The organism is Halarsenatibacter silvermanii (assembly GCF_900103135.1).
Lineage (GTDB): Bacteria > Bacillota > Halanaerobiia > Halanaerobiales > Halarsenatibacteraceae > Halarsenatibacter > Halarsenatibacter silvermanii.
On record NZ_FNGO01000014.1, the window covers coordinates 26,266 to 45,953 of the forward strand.

Here is a 19,688-nt window from a genome sequence, read left to right on the forward strand (position 1 = left end):
TGAATATGATAAAATTATATTTGGCCAGCTGACACAGAGAAGATCCATCTTTTCAAGAGCCAATACAGCCAAAATAAAATGCGAAGGCCTTTTTTAGCCGCAGAAAATATTCAGACGCCTTTCTGGCATCTCAACCCTGCAGTAAATAAGACCTTCGTGATCTTAAAAATATGATTTTATTTTATTGTTCTTTGCTGGTATCGCTGATTTTATGCTCGTTTGCTTTTTTGCCGACATAGATGAATTCTCGATCAGTAGGAAATCTCCTGCTTTTCCATCGAATCATCTCATTTCATCGTTTTGCTGCCCGGCTTGTCAATAGGTTGATTTCTGCTGCACATAGGGCATTTTTTAGGGCTGTAAACCTCAAGATCCAGCTGAAAAACTGAAGCCAGAGGAATATCGCGGGCAAGTTTTAGCTCTTTTTCTTCACTGCGATCGACCAGCACAGCCAGACCCACCGTTTCAGCCCCATGAACAGCAACCAGATCAACTAGCTCCTGAAGAGAACCGCCGGTCGTCATCACATCATCCACCACCAGCGCTTTTTCGCCCGAAAAAGGCTTTTGTCCTCTTCTAAATTCCATATCATCATGTTTTCTTTCCGAAAATACCGCTCTTACGCCCATCTCTAAAGCTACAGAATAAGCCAGTATTATACCTCCCACCGCAGGACCAACCACCACATCTATCTCTTCGATATCTATAAATTCAGCAGCCGATTTAACCAGTTCCTGAGCCAGTTTTTGAGTGCTATCAGGATACTGCAAAACCTGTGCGCACTGAACGTATTTATCGCTGTGATAACCAGAGCTGAGCTCAAAATGCCCCTCCTGAAGAGCGCCCTTTTCCCGAAAAATCTCTTTTATTTCTTCTTTATTCATCCTTTAACTCCTCCTTCCAGGTCCTCTATATCATCAATACCATGCTCCAGCATATAATCCTCCAGACCTGCAATTATTTCAGGTATAATCCGGGGATTGACGAAATTGGCGGTGCCTACGGAGACAGCCCGGGCTCCGGCCAGCAAGAACTCCACCACATCTCGAACAGAGCTGATCCCTCCCAGGCCGATAATAGGTATCTCAACTTCTTGAGCCACCTCGTAAACCATCCTGACAGCCACAGGTCGGATAGCGGGTCCGGAAAGCCCCCCTTTTATGTTCCCCAGCACCGGTTTGCCGGTATCAATATCGATCTTCATACCGGTCAACGTATTGATCAGAGATATAACATCACTGCCTGCTGATTCTACAGCTGAAGCCACCCCGGCAATATCTACAGTTTCCGGCGACAGCTTGGTTATGATAATCTTATCGGTCTTCTCTCTGACCAGGTGCACAATATGAGCAGCCTGTTCAGGATCCCTGCCGAAAGCAGCCCCACCTTTTTTGACATTGGGGCAGGAAATGTTCACCTCCAGAGCATCAACTTCTTTGAGCGAAAGTTTCTCAGCCAGGAAAGAATAATCTTTCGGTCTGCTGCCGGAAATATTGACTATTATTCTGGTATCAAAATTACGGATCCGGGGAAGTATATCCTGGATAAAACTTTTTACGCCAGGGTTTTGCAGGCCTATGGAATTGAGCATGCCGGCGGGTGTTTCAGCTATCCGGGGAGGTTCATTGCCGGCTTTCGGTTCAGGGGTAACGCCCTTCACAAAAATCGCCCCGGGTATATCGGGATCGACAAAATCAGAATATTCCTCACCAAATCCGAAGGTTCCCGAGGCAGCAGTCACCGGATTTTTCAGCAATAGACCGTTTAAATCAACCGCCAGATTTACAGCTTTTTCGCTTCTCTCAGTCATCGAATATTACCTCCCCTATCGAAAAGACCGGCCCTTTTTGGCAAACGTTTTTATAACTCCAGCCGCCCCCGGACTCCTCCTCTGATCCAGAACTTTCGCCGCCGGCATCGGGCTGCTTAATTTTTCGAGCGCAGGAGAGACAGGCTCCAACTCCACAGGCCATTCTGGACTCAAGAGAAATTTCCCCCGTAAAACCGTATTTTTTGCTCAGAAGCTGCAGCTCTTTCAGCATGGGCTCAGGTCCGCATCCGTAAACGTAATCAAAAGAGGAGTAAGGTTTCTTTTCTTTTTTGAGCCGGCTTTCCAGCAGCTCGGTAACAACACCCCTGATGCCGGCGCTCCCATCATCTGTAGCCAGCTGAAAATTTACTCCCGTCTTTTGCAGCAGAGAAGTTTCCATAAGCTCTGATGCGCAGGCGGCACCAAAAAAAACCGTGAGATCGCTTTTTTTCTCCAGATCAATGACAGCTGGACCCAGGGGAGCGATCCCCATGCCGCCGCCTATTATCAGAGGAGATTCGCCCGCAGATGAAAGATCAAACCGCTCTCCCAGCGGCCCCATAACATCCAGAATATCTCCCGGTTCATTATCGGTCAGCGCTTCAGTTCCCCTGCCCACTACTCTGTACTTTATTGAGATCTTTCCGGCCTCAGAATCAATTCTATTGAAACTGAAAGGACGGCGCAGAAGAGGATCTCTGTCTGCTCTTTTGCTCCCGACCTTCAGATGAACAAACTGGCCCGGCCGGGCCCGGGCGGCAATTTTGGGGGCTTCCAGCTCCAGCAAAAATATTTTGTCAGCCACTTCTCTGTTTTTAAGTATCCGGACAAAGCTTTTGACCGCCTTCATTCTGCTTCCTCCCAGGCCAGACCGGGATCTTCCGCCAGAGCTGAATTTATCTTCTCACTCATATCCTGAACTGCCTTTTTGGCTGCCCGCCGGTAATCATCGCTGTATTCATCTTTTTCATAGGCATAGTCGATGCCCCGAGAGGAGTTGACTAAAGCTCCCAGCCCCTCATAATCAAAGCAGGGTATAACATCTTCGACTCCCCCGCCCTGAGCTCCGTAACCGGGAACCAAAAAATAGCTGGAACTCATCCTGGCCCTTAGCTCTGCAGCTTCCTCCCGACAGGAAGCTCCAACCACCGCTCCGACCGGACTGTAGCCGTTTTCGCCTTTGAGGGAATCTCCCCATTCTGCCACCATGCCGGCTATTTTCTCCCCCACTGTTGCACCGTCGACCAGCTTCTGATCCTGAACTTCGGCCGCCGATGGATTGGAGGTCCGGACCAGTATAAATACTCCCCGATCATTTTTCTCGCAGCTCTGCAAAAATGGCTCTATTCCGTCGCTGCCGAAATAGGGATTTATAGTTATCGCATCCGGCAGCACTCTATCATTATCTCGTACCGGCGATGAATTCTCGAGATAGGCCCGGCTGTAAGCTGCAGCCGTAGACCCTATATCATTCCTCTTCACATCACCTATTACCAGAAGTCCTTTATTTTGGGCTATCTTAACCGTATTCCAGAAAGCTTCTATCCCTTTTTCGCCATAAATCTCATAAAAAGCTATCTGCGGTTTGACCGCCACCGCCGTATCTTTCACCGCTTCCAGCAGTCCCTCATTGAAAGCTTCTATGACCTGTCGGGCGGCTTCGGCCGTGTCAGGCCTGCTGCCGCCATAATTCTTCCTGAGGGAACGAGGAATTCTCTGCCAGCGCGGATCAAGCCCCACACAGACATGACTTTTCTTAACAAGCACTTCCTCGATAATTCTATCGGCGAAGTTCATTTAAATTTCCTCCTCCCAGGCAATCTCTCCCTCGACCAGAGTCAGAACCGGCTTACCCTTAAGTTCTCTTCCTTTAAAGGGAGTGTTTCGGCCCTTAGAACAGAAGTTTTTCGGATCAACCTGCCAGCTTTTATCTTCTGCGACCAGGGTCAGATCAGCAGGTGATCCCGTTTTGATTTCCGCTTTTGTAACCCCCAAAATTTCAGCCGGCTTTTCACTCAGGCATTTTACAGCCTTCGCCCTATCTATAACTCCTTTATCGATCAGCCCGGTATAAACAAGACCGAGCGCCGTTTCAGCTCCGGAGATGCCAAAAGGAGCATAGTCGAACTCCACATCTTTCTCTTCGGAAGCATGAGGAGCATGATCTGAAGCAATTACATCTATTATACCATCGGCCAGTCCCTGTTTGATAGCTTCAACATCCTCTTTTGAGCGCAGAGGGGGATTGACCTTTAAATCGGTATTATAAGAGGGTAGAAGTGAGTGATCCAGAGTGAAGTGATGCGGCGTCGCCTCGCAGGTCACCCTCACTCCCCTCTTTTTAGCCCTGGAGATAAGATCCACTGAATCGGCGGTGCTGACATGAGCTATATGAAGAGGACAGCCAGTTTGTTCAGCCAGACAAATATCCCTGGCCACCATTATCGTCTCAGCGTTGCCGGGTATGCCCTTCAATCCGGTCAGAGTTGAATAATAACCTTCATGTACCATCCCTCCGGCGGAAAGATTTTCATCTTCGGCATGAGAGATGACCGGCAGATCAAAAGTCTGCGCATATTCCATAGCCAGCCTCATCACTTGAGAATTCATCACCGGTCTGCCATCATCGGAAACCGCCACAATGCCCGCCTCTTTCATTCTTCCCATCTCAGCCAGCTCTTCTCCCTGACTTTCTTCGGTCACCGCCCCCACCTGATAGAGATGAGTTTTCGCTTTGTTCTCAGCCCTTTCATAGACAGATTCCACCAGCGCTTTTTTATCTATCACAGGGTCGGTATTGGGCATAGCTGCAGCCGCGGTAAAGCCACCGCGGGCAGAGGCTTTTGTGCCCGTGGCGATTGTTTCCTTATGCTCCTGCCCCGGTTCTCTGAAATGCACATGCATATCGATAAGTCCCGGCAGAGCTGTTAAACCTTCAGCCTCGATAATTCTCACATCATCAGCTTCAGTCTCCAGTTTACTTTCCACTGCTGCAATCACATCTTCTTCAATCAAAACATCGACATTTTCCAGTTTTTGATCTTCAGACCGAAAAGCATTTATATTTTTAAGCAGAATTTTGTTCATCTTTAATCTCGCCTCCCCCGACCAGCAGATATAAAAGAGCCATGCGCACGGCAACTCCATGGGAAACCTGGCGTTCAATAAAGGAAAGATCTCCGTAAGCCAGCTCAGGTGAAATCTCTATCCCTCTATTTATCGGTCCGGGATGAAGCAGTATACAGTCAGAAGCAGTGTTTGATAGATGCTGTCTGCGCAGCCCATAATTTTCGCGGTATTCCCGCAGAGAAGGAAAAAAGTTCGTCTGCTGTCTTTCCATCTGGATGCGCAGAAGGTAAACCACATCGGCATCTTTGATGCCCGGTTTCAGCCTGTGGTATACCTCGACACCTAGATCTTCGATTTTTTCCGGCATCAGAGTCGGAGGACCGATCAATCTGACATTGGCTCCCATCTCCTTCATACCCCAGATGTTCGATCTGGCCACCCTGCTGTGTTTTATATCTCCGATAATGGCTATATCGAGATCCTCAAGACTTCCTTTGTTATCCTGGATAGTTAGCAGATCTAAAAGCGACTGAGTCGGATGTTCATGTACGCCATCTCCGGCATTTATAACCGGCATCTCCAGTGTATCAGCCAGCAGCCGGGGCGAACCGGGAGCGCTGTGTCTAATTACCACCGCGTCCGCTCCCAGAGCTTTAAGAGTTCTGGCGGTGTCGACCAGACTCTCTCCTTTGGTGAAACTGCTGCTTTCTTTGGAAATCGACATCGAGTCCCCGCTCATTCTCTTGATCGCCAGCGAAAAAGAAGATTTAGTTCTGGTGCTGGGCTCACAGAAAAGATTGACTATTAGCTTACCCTGCAGGGTCGGAACTTTCTTGATGGGCCGGGTCAAAATCTCTTTCATCGAATCGGCGGTTTCCAGTATCATCTCGATTTCTTTCCGATCCAGTTCTTTCATGCTCAGCAAATTCTTTTTAGTAAATTCCATCGATTCACCTCACGTTTTGGTTTCCTTATTAAACCTTATCCCATGCAGCCGAAAAGATCGGAAGATGGATCAAATTAAAAAAACCCTCTTACCGACAGCACCGGCAAGAAGGCACATAAAAATCCCTATTTAATAATTCCTTGCCGGCCTCACGGGACCAGTTTAAAGGATATTTTTTGTTATTAAGTGCAGTATACCAGAGGCAGACTCAGCTGTCAATGCTAATATGCCTGTCAACTCATTTACTGCCTTATTTCCACTCTACCATCGTGTATTTTTAATCTGTCTTCAGCATAAAGTCGGAGGGCACGGGGATAAATAACATGCTCTTCCGACCTGATTCTGGCGGCCAGCTCATCAGTCGTTTCCCCCTCTTTAACCGCAACGGGTTTTTGAAGAATGATGGGACCCGCGTCGAGCTCGGTCGTGACAAAATGCACCGTACAGCCAGTAACTTTGACCCCGTATTTTAGAGCCTGTCCGGGAGCATCCAATCCTTTGAAAGCCGGCAGCAGGGAAGGATGAACATTCATAATTCTATCGGCAAATTCATCCACCACTCTAGAACTCAGCCTGCGCATAAAACCAGCCAGCGCCAGAAGTTCGACATCCAATTTCCAGGCTTTTTCGATCAGCTCTCTTTCCGGCACTTTTTTTCCTGATGTTTTCTCATAATCGAGATAATGAACGGGGACATCAAAATTTTCAGCTCTTTCAGCTGCCTGAGCTTCCGGCCGGTCATAAAACAGAACTGCTATCTCTGCCGGGAAATCATCCTGCCGGCAGGCTTCAGCAATAGCCTGAAAATTGCTGCCCCGGCCAGAAGCCATCACCCCCACCCTCAGCATAGCTCTACTCCCGGAGCAGAGTCTTCGGCTTCTTCAGCCGTTATTTCACCTATCAGAAAAGCTTCTTCTCCCAGATTTTCCGCACGGTTAATAATCTCGCCGGCAGCTTCAGCCGGAGCTGTTAAAACCATCCCTACGCCCATATTAAAGGTCTTATACATCTCTTCTGCCTCTACATCTCCCAGTTTCTGTATGAGAGAGAAAATTTCAGGCTCCTGCCAGCTCTCACAATCGATTACCGCTCTGGTTCCGCCGGGTATAATTCTGGCGATATTGCCCGGAAGTCCCCCGCCGGTTATATGTGCCAGTCCACTGATTTCATAGTCATCGATTAGTTTTAAGACATTTTCGACATAGATGCGGGTAGGTGTCAAAAGCGCATCTTTTAGCTGACAGTCAAGGTCTTCAATATAATCATCTAAACTGTAATCGTGAACTTCGAAAAAGAGCTTCCTGACCAGCGTAAAGCCGTTGCTGTGTATTCCACTGGAACTCAGACCTATCAATTTGTGACCGGGAGCAATCTCTCCGGGATCGATTATATTCTCCTCGTCCACAGCTCCCACAGCAAATCCGGCCAGCTCATACTCTTCCCCGTCAAAAAAATCAGGCATCTCGGCCGTCTCTCCTCCCAGCAGAACACATCCAGCCTGACGACAGCCTGCTGCCAGCCCCTCAACAATCTCTTCCAGAAGTTCCGGCCTGATATCGCCCATGGCCAGATAATCCAGAAAAAACAGCGGAACTGCCCCCTGAACCAGAATATCGTTTACACACATGGCTGCTAAATCTATCCCGATGGTGCGGTGATCACCGGCTTTCACCGCCACCTTCAGCTTGGTGCCAACTCCATCAGTGCCGGCGACCAGCACAGGCCGGGTGAACTTTTCGACATCCAGCCGATACATGCCGCCAAATCCCCCGACATCATCCAGCACATTATCATCATGGGTGGAATTTATCACATCTGCAACCCCGGCCAGCGCTTTATCGGCTTTTTCAATATCGACTCCGGCCTCTCTGTAAGTATATCCCAAGTTGAAATCCCCTCCTGCAGCTAATATATTTTGATCTGTATACTTTCATTTGGAGCTTATCTCGCCAGCGGATATTCTCCGTCGAAACAGGCGGTACAGTAATCCCTGTCTGCAGCATTAATTGCAGCCAGAAGGCCTTTTCTGCTGAGATAGGTCAGAGAATCAGCACCGATATGCTCTCTTATCTCCTCCCTGCTTTTCTCAGCAGCAATCAGCTGCTGTCTGCGGGAGGTGTCCATGCCATAATAACAGGGATAGGCTACCGCTGGAGATGAAACCCCCATATGCACCTCCCGCGCCCCTGCGCTGCGCAGCATCTTAATTATCTGTCTCGAGGTTGTCCCCCGAACTATCGAGTCATCTATCAATATAACACGACTATCATTGATAATGCTCGATATTGGATTGAGTTTGGCCCTGACCTGCAGATCCCTGATATTTTCGGTGGGCATGACAAAGCTTCGGCCTATATACTTATTCTGCAGTATCCCCTGTTTGTAGGGAAGCCCGGACTCCTCGGAAAAACCAAGTCCGGCCGATATTCCCGAGCTGGGGACGGGAACGACAATGTCACCATCTATCTCCGCCTCCTGAGAGAGGTTCCATCCCATTTTCTTGCGGGCCAGCCGCACATTCTGTCCGCCAATAATGCTATCTGGACGGGCAAAATATATGAATTCAAAAGAACAGAAGCTGCTCTGGCATTGCTCGCGATAAAAGCGGCTTTGAATTCCCGATCCATCTATAACAATCAGCTCCCCGGGTTCTATCTCCCTTAATTTTTCTGCCTCCAGTATATCAAAAGCGCAGGTTTCCGAAGCCAAAATATAGGTATCCTCTCTTTTACCCAGGATCAGCGGCCGAAAACCGCGGGAATCCCTGGCAGCGACCAGCCTGTTTTCAGTCATGGCCACCAGGCTGAAAGCACCTTTCAGCTTGTGCAGGCTTTCAACCAGAGCTTCGACTGGATCATCACTGAAAGAATGAGCAGTAAGGTGAGCTATAACTTCGGTGTCCAGGTCGGAGTGGAATATAGCTCCTCTCTCCTCCAGATTGCTGCGAAGCTCACTGTGATTTATAATATTTCCATTGAGAGCCAGCGCCAGATCTCCTTTGATAGAACTGGTCAAAAGAGGCTGAGCATTGATCATTTTCTCAGAGCCGGTAGTAGAATATCTAACATGTCCTAAAGCCAGATTTCCTGACATTTCCGCCAGATCCTCTTTCTCAAATACGTCTGTCACCAGCCCCAGACCCCGCTGTGATTCAAAGCCATCCTCACCGCTCACACAGATACCGGCGCTCTGCTGACCTCTGTGCTGGAGCGCATAAAGTGCGAGATAACTCAAGCTGGCTATATCTGCATCGCAGTCAGGAGAATAGATGCCGATTACGCCACATTCTTCGGCCGGCCCGTCCATTATCCCTTTAGTTTGCCGCTTATGGCTGAGTTCCATGCAGATTTCATCTCCTCCAGAGAAATATTTAACCTGTTTTCAAGTGAAACTTCTTTCTTTCCAACCTGCCCCAGCTTCCTGACCGCTGCACCTTTATCAGCGGCCATATCGATCAATTCTTCTTCCTTTTCGCTGGAGAGCGAGACCAGAATTCTGCCGGGGGTCTCGGCAAAGAGCTCTTCCTCGAGTGATAGATCGCCATTTAATTCCAGGCTGGCTCCCAGATCTCCCGATACAGCAGCAGCGGCCAGAGCCATAAAAAGCCCCCCTGATCCGCAGCTGCAGGCAGATTTCAATAAATTTTGAGCGGCTGCCCGTCTACATACTTTCTGAATATTCTTTTCTTGATCCAGATCGAGATCAGGAAGAGAACCGCAGTTTTCCCCGGCTGCCCTGCGCACAAATTCGCTGCCTCCCAGTTCAGCTTTAGTCTCGCCCAGAAGATAGATAACATCTCCTTCTTTTTTAAAGGCTGAGGTTATATAATTATCCTTTTCAGCTATACCTATCATGCCGATCACAGGAGTGGGAAATATAGATCCTTCCGCCCCTTCATTATAAAGACTTACATTGCCTCCGATAACAGGCAGATCGAGTTCCCTGCAGACCTCTCCAATTCCCTCTATTCCCTCGTTTAACTGCCAGTAAACGCCGGGGTTTTCAGGGCTGCCAAAATTCAAACCATCTGTGACAGCCAGGGGTTTTGCCCCGCAGCTGCTTATGGACCGGGCCACTTCAGCTGTCGTCAATTTGCTGCCCAGCCGGGGGTCGAGATGGCAGTAATGTCCCCGGGAAGAGATATCAGCCACCAGAACTCTTTCATCAGGAAGCATAAGAGCTCCTGCACACTCTTCTGAGCTGTTCAAGACTTCTTTTCTTCCTTCGTTTCCAGCCTTTTCTAAAAACCATCTATTCGCCCCCAGCCCGGGAGCACGCAGCATTTCCAGAGCTGCCTCCTTTAAAGTGCCAGGCCAGGATATATCTGACGATGATTTTTCAGCAAAATCACCCGGATAATCCGGTTTCTCCATCTCACGCTCGGGTATCGGAAAACCCTCTGTCAGCGAACCAACTGGAAGATCAGCTTTGGTCTTTTCTCCCTCTTTAACCCTGAGGATTTTGTCCTCAATGACAGTACCGATAACTTCCGCCTCAAGATCATAACTCCTTAAGATCTCCAGAACTTTTTCGGAGCTGGACTTCTCGACGGAGAACATCATTCTCTCCTGAGTCTCTGCCAGCATAATTTCATAGCTGCCCGGATCTTCGCTGGTTAAAGGGACCTTTTCCAGTTCTAACTCTATACCTGTACCGCTGGCTCCGGCCATCTCGCTGGCTGCTCCGGTAATGCCTGCCGCACCCAGATCCTGCAGGCCGATGAGCAGATCTTCCTCTATAATCTCCAGAGAAGCCGATATCAACCTCTTCTCTATCTCCGGCCTGCCGGCGGGAACTTCTTCGCTCTTATCTCCGTTTTCCTCTTCAGCCGAAAGCTCATCAGATGCAAAGCTGGCCCCGCTCACCCCTTCAGTTCCGGTGGCAGCTCCAGCCAGAATTATTAAGCTGCCGGGACTGCCCGCCCTGGCTCTGACCTCCCTGTCAGCCGGCAAAATACCCACACACATGGCATTTACCAGCGGATTGCTCTCATAGGCCTGAGAAAAATTGAAACTGGACCTGACCGTCGGCACATCAATTCCTTTTCCGTATGAAAGAATACCGTCAACGGCCTCGACCGCCAGCCACTGAGAACGTTCCGACTCTAACTCTCCCAGACATATAGCTCCCAGGGCTGCAGCCGGTCGGCTGCCCACCGAGATAACATCCCGGGCTATTCCTCCCAGCCCGGTAGCCGCTCCTTTAAAGGGGGCCACAGCCGAAGGATGGTTGTGACTTTCAACCTTGAAGGCAGCCGCCAGCCCCTCTCCCAGATCAACGATACCGGCATTTTCTCCCGGCCCCTGTATTACCTTTTCTCCCTCAGATGGAAGCTTTTTTAAAAGCCGCCGGGAGTTTTTGTAGCTGCAGTGTTCTGACCACATCACCCCGTACATTCCCAGTTCCAGCCGATTGGGTTCTCTATTCAAATCGGAACATATTTTATCATATTCCTCTGCTGTCAATCCTTCCTGCTGCCAGTTGCCTTCCGCATCCGTCATCTCAGCTCACTCCTTACTGCTGCTAAATTTATTTTTCTTTTTTAATCCTCTTTAGAATCTCCTCGTAACCGGCCATTACCCCTCCCATTTCCTGCCGAAAACGATCTTTATCCAGCTTTTTACCGGTGCTGACATCCCAGAGTCTACAGGTGTCAGGGGTTATCTCATCGGCGAGCTTGATCTCCTCCTGATCTGTCCGGCCGAATTCCAGTTTAAAATCAACGAGATCTATCCCGGCTTCAGCTAAAAATTGCTGCAGGACATTATTTATCTCCCTGGCTTTAGATCTTATTTCAGCCAGCTCTTCCTTATCGGCCAGTTCTAAAAGCTTTATATGCTCGGAGTTCAGGAGTGGATCACCGAGCTCATCGCTTTTATAAAAAAATTCGATCACTTCCTCTTCGAGTTCGGTTCCTTCTGCCAATCCGGTCCTTTCGGCCAGGCTGCCGGCGACGATATTTCTTACCACCACTTCCAGAGGAAAAATATCCATCTTTTCGACCAGCATTTCGTTATCGCTCAATTTTTCCAGGTAATGAGTCGAAATGTTTTCTGCTTCCAGCAGTTCAAAAAATATCATTGAAATTTCGGTGTTGAGTTTTCCCTTTTTTTGCAGGCTGGCTTTCTTCTCTCCGTCAAATGCTGTAGCATCATCTTTGAACTCCATGATCATTTTCTGTTTGTCTTCGGTGGTATAAAGCTTTTTGGCCTTGCCCTCATATAGCATATCCTTCTTTTGCATACATTTTTCCTCCCGGAGAACAAATTTTACAGGCGTATAATTTAAATCTATCGGTAAATTTTATAAGTCCAGCTTTTCCTCCCAACCGGATACGACTGCTTCTGTCTTTTCCACAGAACGACCGATATAACTTTCAGGATCCCTTATAATTTGCTGCTGGTCGGCGGTGAAATTCTGCCAATAATCAGCCAGTTTATCGCTTTTCACGACCAGATCCTGAAGATCAACCCCCTTCTCTCTAGCCTCCATACTCAGAACCCTAACAGCTTCATGAGCATCGGGATGACCGTGATAGGCCAGAAGAATATAAAGGGGTTCGGCAGCAACCAGATCGGAATTGAGATCGTAGTTTTCCCTCATGCTTTCGGCAAAAACACTGAACTTCTCCATTACCTTTTGCAGGCGGTTGATAGAGATATGGAAAGCGGCCAGTATTTCGGGTATAAACCGGGAGGAAGCAGAATTGGAAAGATCACGCTGGTGTTCGGATATCTGGTCGTTATATCTGGTCACCATCCGGGCGGAGAATTCTTTCCACATACTCTTAATATTTTCGTAATTGATGGGGTTCATCTTATGAGGCATGGTCGATGATCCCACCTGGCCCTCCTCAAAATATTCACCCACCTCGCTTATTTCCGAGCGCTGCAGATGCCTCATATCATCGCTGAGGTTGGCCATAACACCCATAGCCGACACTAAGCCGTGGACCAGATCGAGAGTAAATTCGGGCTCGACAATCTGAGTTGAATGAGAGGCGGGTTCAAGTCCCAGCTCCGACAGGACCTCTTTTTCGAATTCTTCCGGCTCATCCAGAAATAAATCGATGGCATTATAAGCCCCTACAGCTCCTGAAAGCTGCCCTTTGAGCTCATCCCGGGCTCTTTGAATCGTCTGAATTCTGCCTCCCAGTCTGCTCACATATTCGCTCAGAGCAAAGCCGAAAGTAATCGGAACAGCATGCTGACCGTGTGTTCTACCTATCTGCAGCGTATCTTTCTCGCGCCGGGCGATAGCCATGAGCTTTTTCTGCAGATCTTTTAGTGCTGGTAAAATCTCCTCTTCGATCGCTTCTTTATAGCGCAGAGAATTGGCGGTGTCGATTATATCGCTGGAGGTGGCCGTAAAATGTATAAAAGGCCGGGCTTTTTCCGACACTCTCCTCTGCAGACAGTTGGCCAGAGCCCTAATATTATGTTTCGTCTTTTTTTCCTCTTCATAAACCTCAGCGGCAGTTACCTCTTCAGCAGCATCTTTCACCTGCCTGTAAACATCATCATCACAAAAATCAAATTCGGCCAGCTTTTTCACAAGAGCTGTTTCAACCCGCAGCTGATAATCAACTTTGGCGGATTCAGAGAGGTAATCTCTCAGCTCGGATATACCTTCCTTGGCTGCATAGCGATGATCGAGCGGGTTTATATTATCGAATCTCCCAATTTTCTTATTTTCCTCACTCAAATTTTTCTCGCTCACTGCAGATCGCCTCTTTCCATCTTCTCGGCTGTATTTAAAACTTCTTCTCTCATGCTGTCTTTATAATCTCTAATTTTTTGTCTCGCCTTCTGATCTGCCGTGCCCAGAATTTGCACGGCTAAAATGGCGGCGTTTTTTGCGCCATCGATGGCCACTGTAGCCACCGGAACCCCACCGGGCATCTGAACAATAGATAAAAGGGAATCTTTACCGCTCAAAGTCGAAGTCTTAACAGGAACTCCTATAACGGGAAGTTCGGTGACAGCTGCCATCATTCCGGGTAGATGTGCTGCCCCGCCGGCCCCGGCAATAATGACCTTCAAACCTCTTTCGACAGCTTCCCGGGCGTAATCATACAATCTCTCCGGAGTGCGGTGAGCTGATACCACTGTCATCTCATAGGAAACCCCCACCTCATCCAGAAATTCAGCTGCATCTTCCATGACCGGCAGATCGGAATCGCTGCCCATAACTATGCCGACTTCAATGTTGTCTTCACTCATAATTTATTCCTCCTTGCCGTAGATATCTATTTTCTGGCTGGCCTTTTTAGCCTTTTCCATAGCTGCAGCCGCATTAGCCCCACGGGCGGTCAAATGGCCCATCTTGCGGCGCCTGTAGGCTGTCTTTTTGCCATAGATGTGAACTCTCGCCTTATCGACTGCCAGAGCTTCTTCCAGGCCGGCTATCTCAGTCTTACCTCTTGGGTTTTGCCCCAAAAGATTGTTCATGGCGGCAGGACTGATCAGCTCTGTGCTGCCCAGGGGAACATCCAGTATGGCCCTTATGTGATTTTCAAACTGCGAGGTATGACAGCTCTCTATGGTATGATGCCCTGAATTATGAGGACGAGGGGCGATTTCATTGATGAGCACCCGCGGCTTTTCATTTTCGCCCTCTATCACAAACATCTCTATGCAGAAAATGCCGACAGTCTCAAAAAATTCAGCTATATCCCGGGTCAATTTGTGGACTTTCTTACGCGCTGGGGCTGAAATTTCGGCCGGAGCCCGGGTTTTAATGAGTATACTCTTTTCATGGACATTTTCAGCCAGCGGATAAATTCTGTTTTCTCCCCCCGGACGCCGACAGATCTGGGCCGATATTTCCTTTTCATAGGGGACAAAACGCTCAGCCATCAAAAGCCGCTCCCCTCCGTCAAGCTCCGAAAAAGCTTCATCTATTTCCTCGCTGCTGTCGACTCTAAAATTGCCCTGACCGTCATATCCTCCGCGGCAGCTTTTCAGCATGAAGGGAAAACCAAATCTCTCAGCCGCAGTCCTAAGATCATCACCATCTTTAACCTCGGTATATTCCGGGACGGGTATTCCCTCTTCACTCAATCTGTTTTTTTGTTCCAGTTTATTCTTTATCACCTGCAGATTCCAGGGATGGGGATATATTCTCGCCCCCTGTCTGGCCAGTTCGGAAAGTGTATCTGCATCTATATGTTCAAATTCGTAAGTCAGCAGGTCAGATCTCTCAGACAGAGCTTTGATAGCTTTTTCATCGTGAAAATCAGCAACAATATGATCATCAGCCAGTCCCGCAGCCGGACAGCCAGGAGCAGGATCGAGCACAACAAAATACAGATCCAGCCTGCTGCATTCCTGTATCATCATCCGACCCAGCTGGCCGCCTCCGATTATACCTATGATTTTTTCTCCCATGAACGTCAAATCAAACGTCCTCCTTCCTCAATCTTTCCAGTGCTTTAGCTCCGATATCCGGCCGAAAATGAGCGTCGGGAAAATTGATCTTATCAACTCCCCGGTAGGCTTTATCGAGGGCGTATTCGAGATTTTCGCCCAGGGCTGTGACTCCCAGAACTCTGCCGCCGGCTGTCAAAAGCTGATCTTCGGCTTCAGCTGTGCCCGCCTGAAAGACAAATCTATCATCAGCCTCAACCCTGTCTATGCCTTCTATTTTTTTACCTGTTTCATAATCGCGGGGATACCCGCCGGAGGCCATAACCACACAGGCAGCCGCTTTATCAGACCACTCCAGGTTCACTTCCTCCAGCCGGCCCTCTGCAGCAGCCTGCAAAACCCCGGCCAGATCGTTCTCGAGCAAAGGCAGCACGACCTGGGCTTCCGGATCTCCAAATCTCACGTTAAACTCCAGTATATAGGGATCTTTGTTCTCCTTTATCATCAGTCCGCAGTAAATTACTCCCTTAAATTCTATACCTTTTTCTTCCAGAGCGGCAAGAGTTGCTTCTATAACCTCGCTCTCAATTCGCTCTCTCATTTCAACATCCACAAGGGGAGCGGGGGCTATCGCACCCATACCTCCGGTATTGGGTCCTCTGCCACCCTCATAGACAGCTTTATGATCCTGCGAGGATACCATCGTCTTATAATCCTCGCCGTCGACCAGGGCCAGGACAGAAGCCTCTTCTCCCTCCAGTTTTTCTTCGATAACTATCCTATCTCCCGCCTTACCGAACTCCCTCTCTACCATTATCTTCTCGACTGCTCTCCGGGCTTCCTTTATCTCGCTGCAGACAAAAACACCTTTACCGGCAGCCAGGCCATCGGCCTTGACCACTACAGGAGCTTCTCTGGATTGCAAAAAAGAATCAGCCGAATTAGCATCGGAAAAAACTCGAAAAGGTGCGGTGGGTATTTCAGCTTCCTGCATCAGGCGTTTGGCAAAAACTTTACTGCCCTCCAGCCGGGCAGCCCGACTCCCGAGGCCAAATATCAGCTGGTCTGCCTCTCTGAATTTGTCCACCAGCCCATCAACCAGAGGTGCCTCGGGGCCGACGACCGTAAGATCTATTTTCTCTTCAAGACAGAACTCGAGCAGCCTCTCATGCTCCCCGACACCTATATCGACATTCCAGCCAATTTCAGCCGTTCCCGGATTGCCCGGAGCACAGTAAATTTCATCGACCTCTGAACTTTGATTCAGCTTCCAGACCAGGGTATGCTCCCTGCCGCCGCTGCCTGCCACCAAAATCTTCATGCTGATTTTACCCCCTTATAAAATATAAAAGCCAGACGGATAGGCTCCCATATAATTCTGAGAGAAACCTACCCGTCTGGGCTTTTATCCCTGCGGTGTTGATAAGCATCGCTCGGACCCCTGAGAAATTCTGAAGAACTGACGAATTCCTCCCGGCCCCCTAGACGCTCTTGCTCTCATAGGCAGATAGTTTACGGCTATCTGGTAGAAACTTGTGAGCCATATCCTCACAACTATATGAGATACTAACTCTCTTATAAAATTTTCTATTCAGCCAGAATTAATAAAGCTCAGATTATAAATAATACAGGGTCTTTTTGAATTTAATTTTCGGTCAACAAGAAGAACCAGAAACAGTTTTTATCCCTGCAAATTCATTCTATCAAATTGCTCGTTTTTTATCAAAAACTAAATACCGTCTCCCCCCGAGAGATCAATCATCAGAAAATTTCTCCTCGGGTGCATCGATCTCCGCTGCATAGGGCTTTATGTCCAAAAGCGGAGTCTTATCGATAGCATCCAGGCCGGTGACCAAAAGCTCTCTCCCCTGGCGCTCGATAAGCTTTACCAGAGTCACTCCGATAGGATTGGGTCGGTTGGGGGTTCTCGAAGCGAAAAGCCCCCTCACTCCTCCGTATCGGCGCGGTCCGATAAGAGTATAATCATCTGACTTATGAAGGTGGAATACTATCTTTAGATATTCACTCTCTTCGATGCTGTCGAGCCCATCGGCATATTCCTCATCCACTATCACTCTGCTCTCGGCTGCTTTGAGCGTATCGGGATCTTTCGTCTCGGCAAATTCATTTCTTATAATTCCTATTGGGGAAAATTCCAGCAAAATTTATCCTCCTCAATTCACAGAAGATAAAATGGACCTTAAATCATACTGCTTTCTGGAACAGATAATTCATTAAATTCTGGGGCGATAATTAATCCTCTCCAGCGGCAGCACCGGCACATAGTTTAAAAGGGTATAGATGAAGAATATCTGTACAGGCATTATTATGGCTCTGGCAACCAGTCTGGCCGGTAAAATTGCCCAGAATGCATCGCCGAACATAATTGAAAGCCAGAAGGTATTCATGAAGACAGAAACGATAATATCTGTGACCAATAGAGTTATAACAACCTTTTTGAGGCTCACTCTGTCAAGCCTGACTTCTTTGAAAAGATAACCGGGTATAAAACCCAAAAGGGCATAACTGAGAGTAAATCCCGGAAAAAAACCACCCATGGGATTAATTAGTATGCCGACCAGATCAGCAACAACCCCGGTCATAGCACCTCCCAGCGGCCCCAGCAGCATTCCTGCCAGGTAAAGGGGAGCATGATCAAAGGCTATTCTGATTGTCCCACCTATCATGAAAGCGAAAAATCGAGCTAGAATAATACTTATGGCCGCCATAAGGGCCATTATAGCTATGCGGTGAACTTTCATTCTCTGCCCAACCTCCGATTTTTAAAATGGATGATCAACTTTCCAGCAAAAACTAATTTTTGATCTTTCCAGAACTAAATCAGAAAAATCCATTATCTATGCTATCAGATTCCGGGTTCCCTGTCAATAAATTCGACTCAGGGCTTGTGTATAGATATGCCGTGAACGTCCTCGGCTGCTTCCATGATCGTTTCCGGCAGAGTAGGATGAGCATGAATCGTATCCGCCAGATCACCTGCGGTACTGTCCAGAGATAAAGCTGCCGCTCCTTCGCCGATCAGTGAAGAGGCACCCAGGCCGCAGATATGAATGCCGAGAATTTCATCGGTCTCCTCATCGGCGATAACCTTGACAAAACCTTTTCTCTCCCTCTCAGCCAGAGCTTTACCGTTGGCCTGATAGGGAAACTCTCCCACTGCTATCTCAGTTTTATTCTCTGCCTCCGTTTCAGTCATGCCCACGCTGGCAATCTCAGGAGTGCAGAATACCACAGCCGGAACAACCTCATAATCCATATTTTTATCACGCCCTGCCGTACAGGCAGCGGCCACAATTCCTTCCTGGGAAGCTGCATGAGCGAGCATATAATCTCCGGTAACATCACCGATAGCATATATATTATCCTCGCCCGTACGCATTTTATCATCAGTGTCTATCTCCCCGTTTTCTCCGATGATAATTTCAAGGTCCTCAGAGATTTCCGGTGGTGTTGGAGTTCTCCCCGTGGCCATAAGCAGGGTATCGACATGCAGAGAATCTTCATCACTCAACTCAACCCTGAGCTCATCATCTTTACCGGTTTCTTCTATTCTCTCGACGGTGGTGTCGGTATAAACTTCTTCAAGCTCCCGCGAGAAGGCTTTCTCTATATTTTTAGAAAGATCATGATCCATATTGGGGAGAAGCTGCGGCAGCATCTCGATCAGATAAACCTCGCTTCCCAGCTCGGAAAATATAGAAGCAAACTCCACCCCTATATAACCGCCGCCGACGACAGCCAGCTTTTCAGGAATTTCATCGATCTGCAGAAGTTCTCTGCTGGTCATAACCCCCTCCAGCTCTGTTCCCTCTATCGGAGGAATTAGAGGCTTGGAACCGGTGGCGATGATAATATTTTCTGCTTCTATCAAAACATCCTCTTCCTCTCCTGCCACCAGCACCCTGTTTTCCTCCTCCAGCCGCGCTTTACCCTCTATAACTTTTATATTATTTTCCTCCAGCAGATACTCTATACCTCCAGTCAACCGGCGAACTATACTGTCTTTTCGTCTCATCATATTTTGAAAGTCGATTTCATAATCATTGATCTGAACTCCAAAAGAACGAGCTCGTTCAATATCACGAACAGCTTCAGCACTTCTCTTCAAAGCTTTTGTGGGAATACATCCGTGATTTAAGCAGATACCACCGATATCTTCCTTTTCTATTACGACCACATCTTTGCCCAGTTGAGCAGCTCTAATAGCGGCCACATATCCTCCCGGACCTGCGCCTATGACAGCAACTTCTGTTTTCATGCATATAACCCCCTTATGTACTGATCTAAAAACATCAGCTTTTTTTCTTCCAATTATTTTCTTCTGGTTGTGAGAAAAACCTCCTTCTTTTGCTGATTTTATACTCAAATTTTGCCAGCATCCGGCAGCAGGATATAATCACTTATTCAAGCAAAAAAAAGCCTGAAATCTCCGAAAAAAGTGAATCCTTTACGGAAACTTCAGGCTCTGATAATA

General features: G+C 48.1%; 18 protein-coding genes and 1 riboswitch. All 18 genes read right to left on the minus strand.

Going from position 1 to position 19,688, the window contains the following annotated elements:
• Positions 1-287 precede the first annotated feature (287 nt).
• The gene (gene pyrE, locus BLT15_RS08285; RefSeq protein ID WP_089760620.1) at positions 288-884 is read right to left on the minus strand and encodes an orotate phosphoribosyltransferase; all 597 of its coding nucleotides are present in this window, start codon (positions 882-884) and stop codon (positions 288-290) included.
• Complete coding sequence (locus BLT15_RS08290) at positions 881-1,810, minus strand: dihydroorotate dehydrogenase (protein WP_089760622.1); 930 nt, start codon at positions 1,808-1,810, stop codon at positions 881-883. Before BLT15_RS08290 ends, pyrE begins: the two co-directional genes overlap by 4 nt.
• Positions 1,803-2,660, minus strand: coding sequence for a dihydroorotate dehydrogenase electron transfer subunit (locus tag BLT15_RS08295; RefSeq protein ID WP_089760624.1), 858 nt, complete (start codon positions 2,658-2,660; stop codon positions 1,803-1,805). Before BLT15_RS08295 ends, BLT15_RS08290 begins: the two co-directional genes overlap by 8 nt.
• Positions 2,657-3,607 (minus strand): orotidine-5'-phosphate decarboxylase, encoded by a 951-nt coding sequence (gene pyrF, locus BLT15_RS08300; protein ID WP_089760626.1) that lies wholly within the window; start codon positions 3,605-3,607, stop codon positions 2,657-2,659. The genes BLT15_RS08295 and pyrF overlap by 4 nt, the downstream gene beginning before the upstream one ends.
• Positions 3,608-4,897 carry a dihydroorotase gene (locus tag BLT15_RS08305; protein WP_089760628.1) on the minus strand — a complete coding sequence of 430 codons (1,290 nt, stop codon included), beginning with the start codon at positions 4,895-4,897 and terminating at the stop codon, positions 3,608-3,610.
• Positions 4,878-5,825: an aspartate carbamoyltransferase catalytic subunit gene (locus tag BLT15_RS08310; protein WP_089760630.1), complete on the minus strand. Its 948-nt coding sequence runs from the start codon at positions 5,823-5,825 to the stop codon at positions 4,878-4,880. Before BLT15_RS08310 ends, BLT15_RS08305 begins: the two co-directional genes overlap by 20 nt.
• A gap of 242 nt (positions 5,826-6,067) precedes the next feature.
• A complete protein-coding gene (gene purN, locus BLT15_RS08315; protein ID WP_089760632.1) occupies positions 6,068-6,673 on the minus strand; it encodes a phosphoribosylglycinamide formyltransferase in 606 nt (201 codons plus the stop codon).
• Entirely contained in the window at positions 6,667-7,710 is a 1,044-nt protein-coding gene (gene purM / locus BLT15_RS08320; RefSeq protein WP_089760633.1) for a phosphoribosylformylglycinamidine cyclo-ligase, read from the minus strand. Before purM ends, purN begins: the two co-directional genes overlap by 7 nt.
• 56 nt (positions 7,711-7,766) lie before the next feature.
• The gene (gene purF, locus BLT15_RS08325) at positions 7,767-9,167 is read right to left on the minus strand and encodes an amidophosphoribosyltransferase (RefSeq protein ID WP_089760635.1); all 1,401 of its coding nucleotides are present in this window, start codon (positions 9,165-9,167) and stop codon (positions 7,767-7,769) included.
• The gene (gene purL / locus BLT15_RS08330; RefSeq protein ID WP_089760636.1) at positions 9,131-11,326 is read right to left on the minus strand and encodes a phosphoribosylformylglycinamidine synthase subunit PurL; all 2,196 of its coding nucleotides are present in this window, start codon (positions 11,324-11,326) and stop codon (positions 9,131-9,133) included. The genes purF and purL overlap by 37 nt, the downstream gene beginning before the upstream one ends.
• A gap of 28 nt (positions 11,327-11,354) precedes the next feature.
• Positions 11,355-12,068 carry a phosphoribosylaminoimidazolesuccinocarboxamide synthase gene (gene purC, locus BLT15_RS08335; protein ID WP_089760638.1) on the minus strand — a complete coding sequence of 238 codons (714 nt, stop codon included), beginning with the start codon at positions 12,066-12,068 and terminating at the stop codon, positions 11,355-11,357.
• A gap of 60 nt (positions 12,069-12,128) precedes the next feature.
• Complete coding sequence (gene purB, locus BLT15_RS08340) at positions 12,129-13,544, minus strand: adenylosuccinate lyase (protein ID WP_234985561.1); 1,416 nt, start codon at positions 13,542-13,544, stop codon at positions 12,129-12,131.
• Positions 13,541-14,047, minus strand: coding sequence for a 5-(carboxyamino)imidazole ribonucleotide mutase (gene purE / locus BLT15_RS08345; RefSeq protein ID WP_089760640.1), 507 nt, complete (start codon positions 14,045-14,047; stop codon positions 13,541-13,543). The genes purB and purE overlap by 4 nt, the downstream gene beginning before the upstream one ends.
• A gap of 3 nt (positions 14,048-14,050) precedes the next feature.
• Positions 14,051-15,214: a 5-(carboxyamino)imidazole ribonucleotide synthase gene (locus BLT15_RS08350; protein ID WP_089760692.1), complete on the minus strand. Its 1,164-nt coding sequence runs from the start codon at positions 15,212-15,214 to the stop codon at positions 14,051-14,053.
• A 10-nt stretch (positions 15,215-15,224) separates the two neighbouring features.
• Entirely contained in the window at positions 15,225-16,514 is a 1,290-nt protein-coding gene (gene purD / locus BLT15_RS08355; protein WP_089760642.1) for a phosphoribosylamine--glycine ligase, read from the minus strand.
• Between the two features lie 159 nt (positions 16,515-16,673).
• Positions 16,674-16,775: riboswitch (purine riboswitch) on the minus strand.
• Between the two features lie 172 nt (positions 16,776-16,947).
• On the minus strand, positions 16,948-17,355 hold the full coding sequence (gene tsaA, locus BLT15_RS08360; RefSeq protein WP_234985562.1) for a tRNA (N6-threonylcarbamoyladenosine(37)-N6)-methyltransferase TrmO: 408 nt from the start codon (positions 17,353-17,355) through the stop codon (positions 16,948-16,950).
• Positions 17,356-17,427: 72 nt separating this feature from the next.
• Positions 17,428-17,955: a folate family ECF transporter S component gene (locus BLT15_RS08365; RefSeq protein WP_089760644.1), complete on the minus strand. Its 528-nt coding sequence runs from the start codon at positions 17,953-17,955 to the stop codon at positions 17,428-17,430.
• Between the two features lie 137 nt (positions 17,956-18,092).
• Positions 18,093-19,472 (minus strand): dihydrolipoyl dehydrogenase, encoded by a 1,380-nt coding sequence (gene lpdA / locus BLT15_RS08370; RefSeq protein WP_089760646.1) that lies wholly within the window; start codon positions 19,470-19,472, stop codon positions 18,093-18,095.
• Between the last annotated feature and the right edge of the window lie 216 nt (positions 19,473-19,688).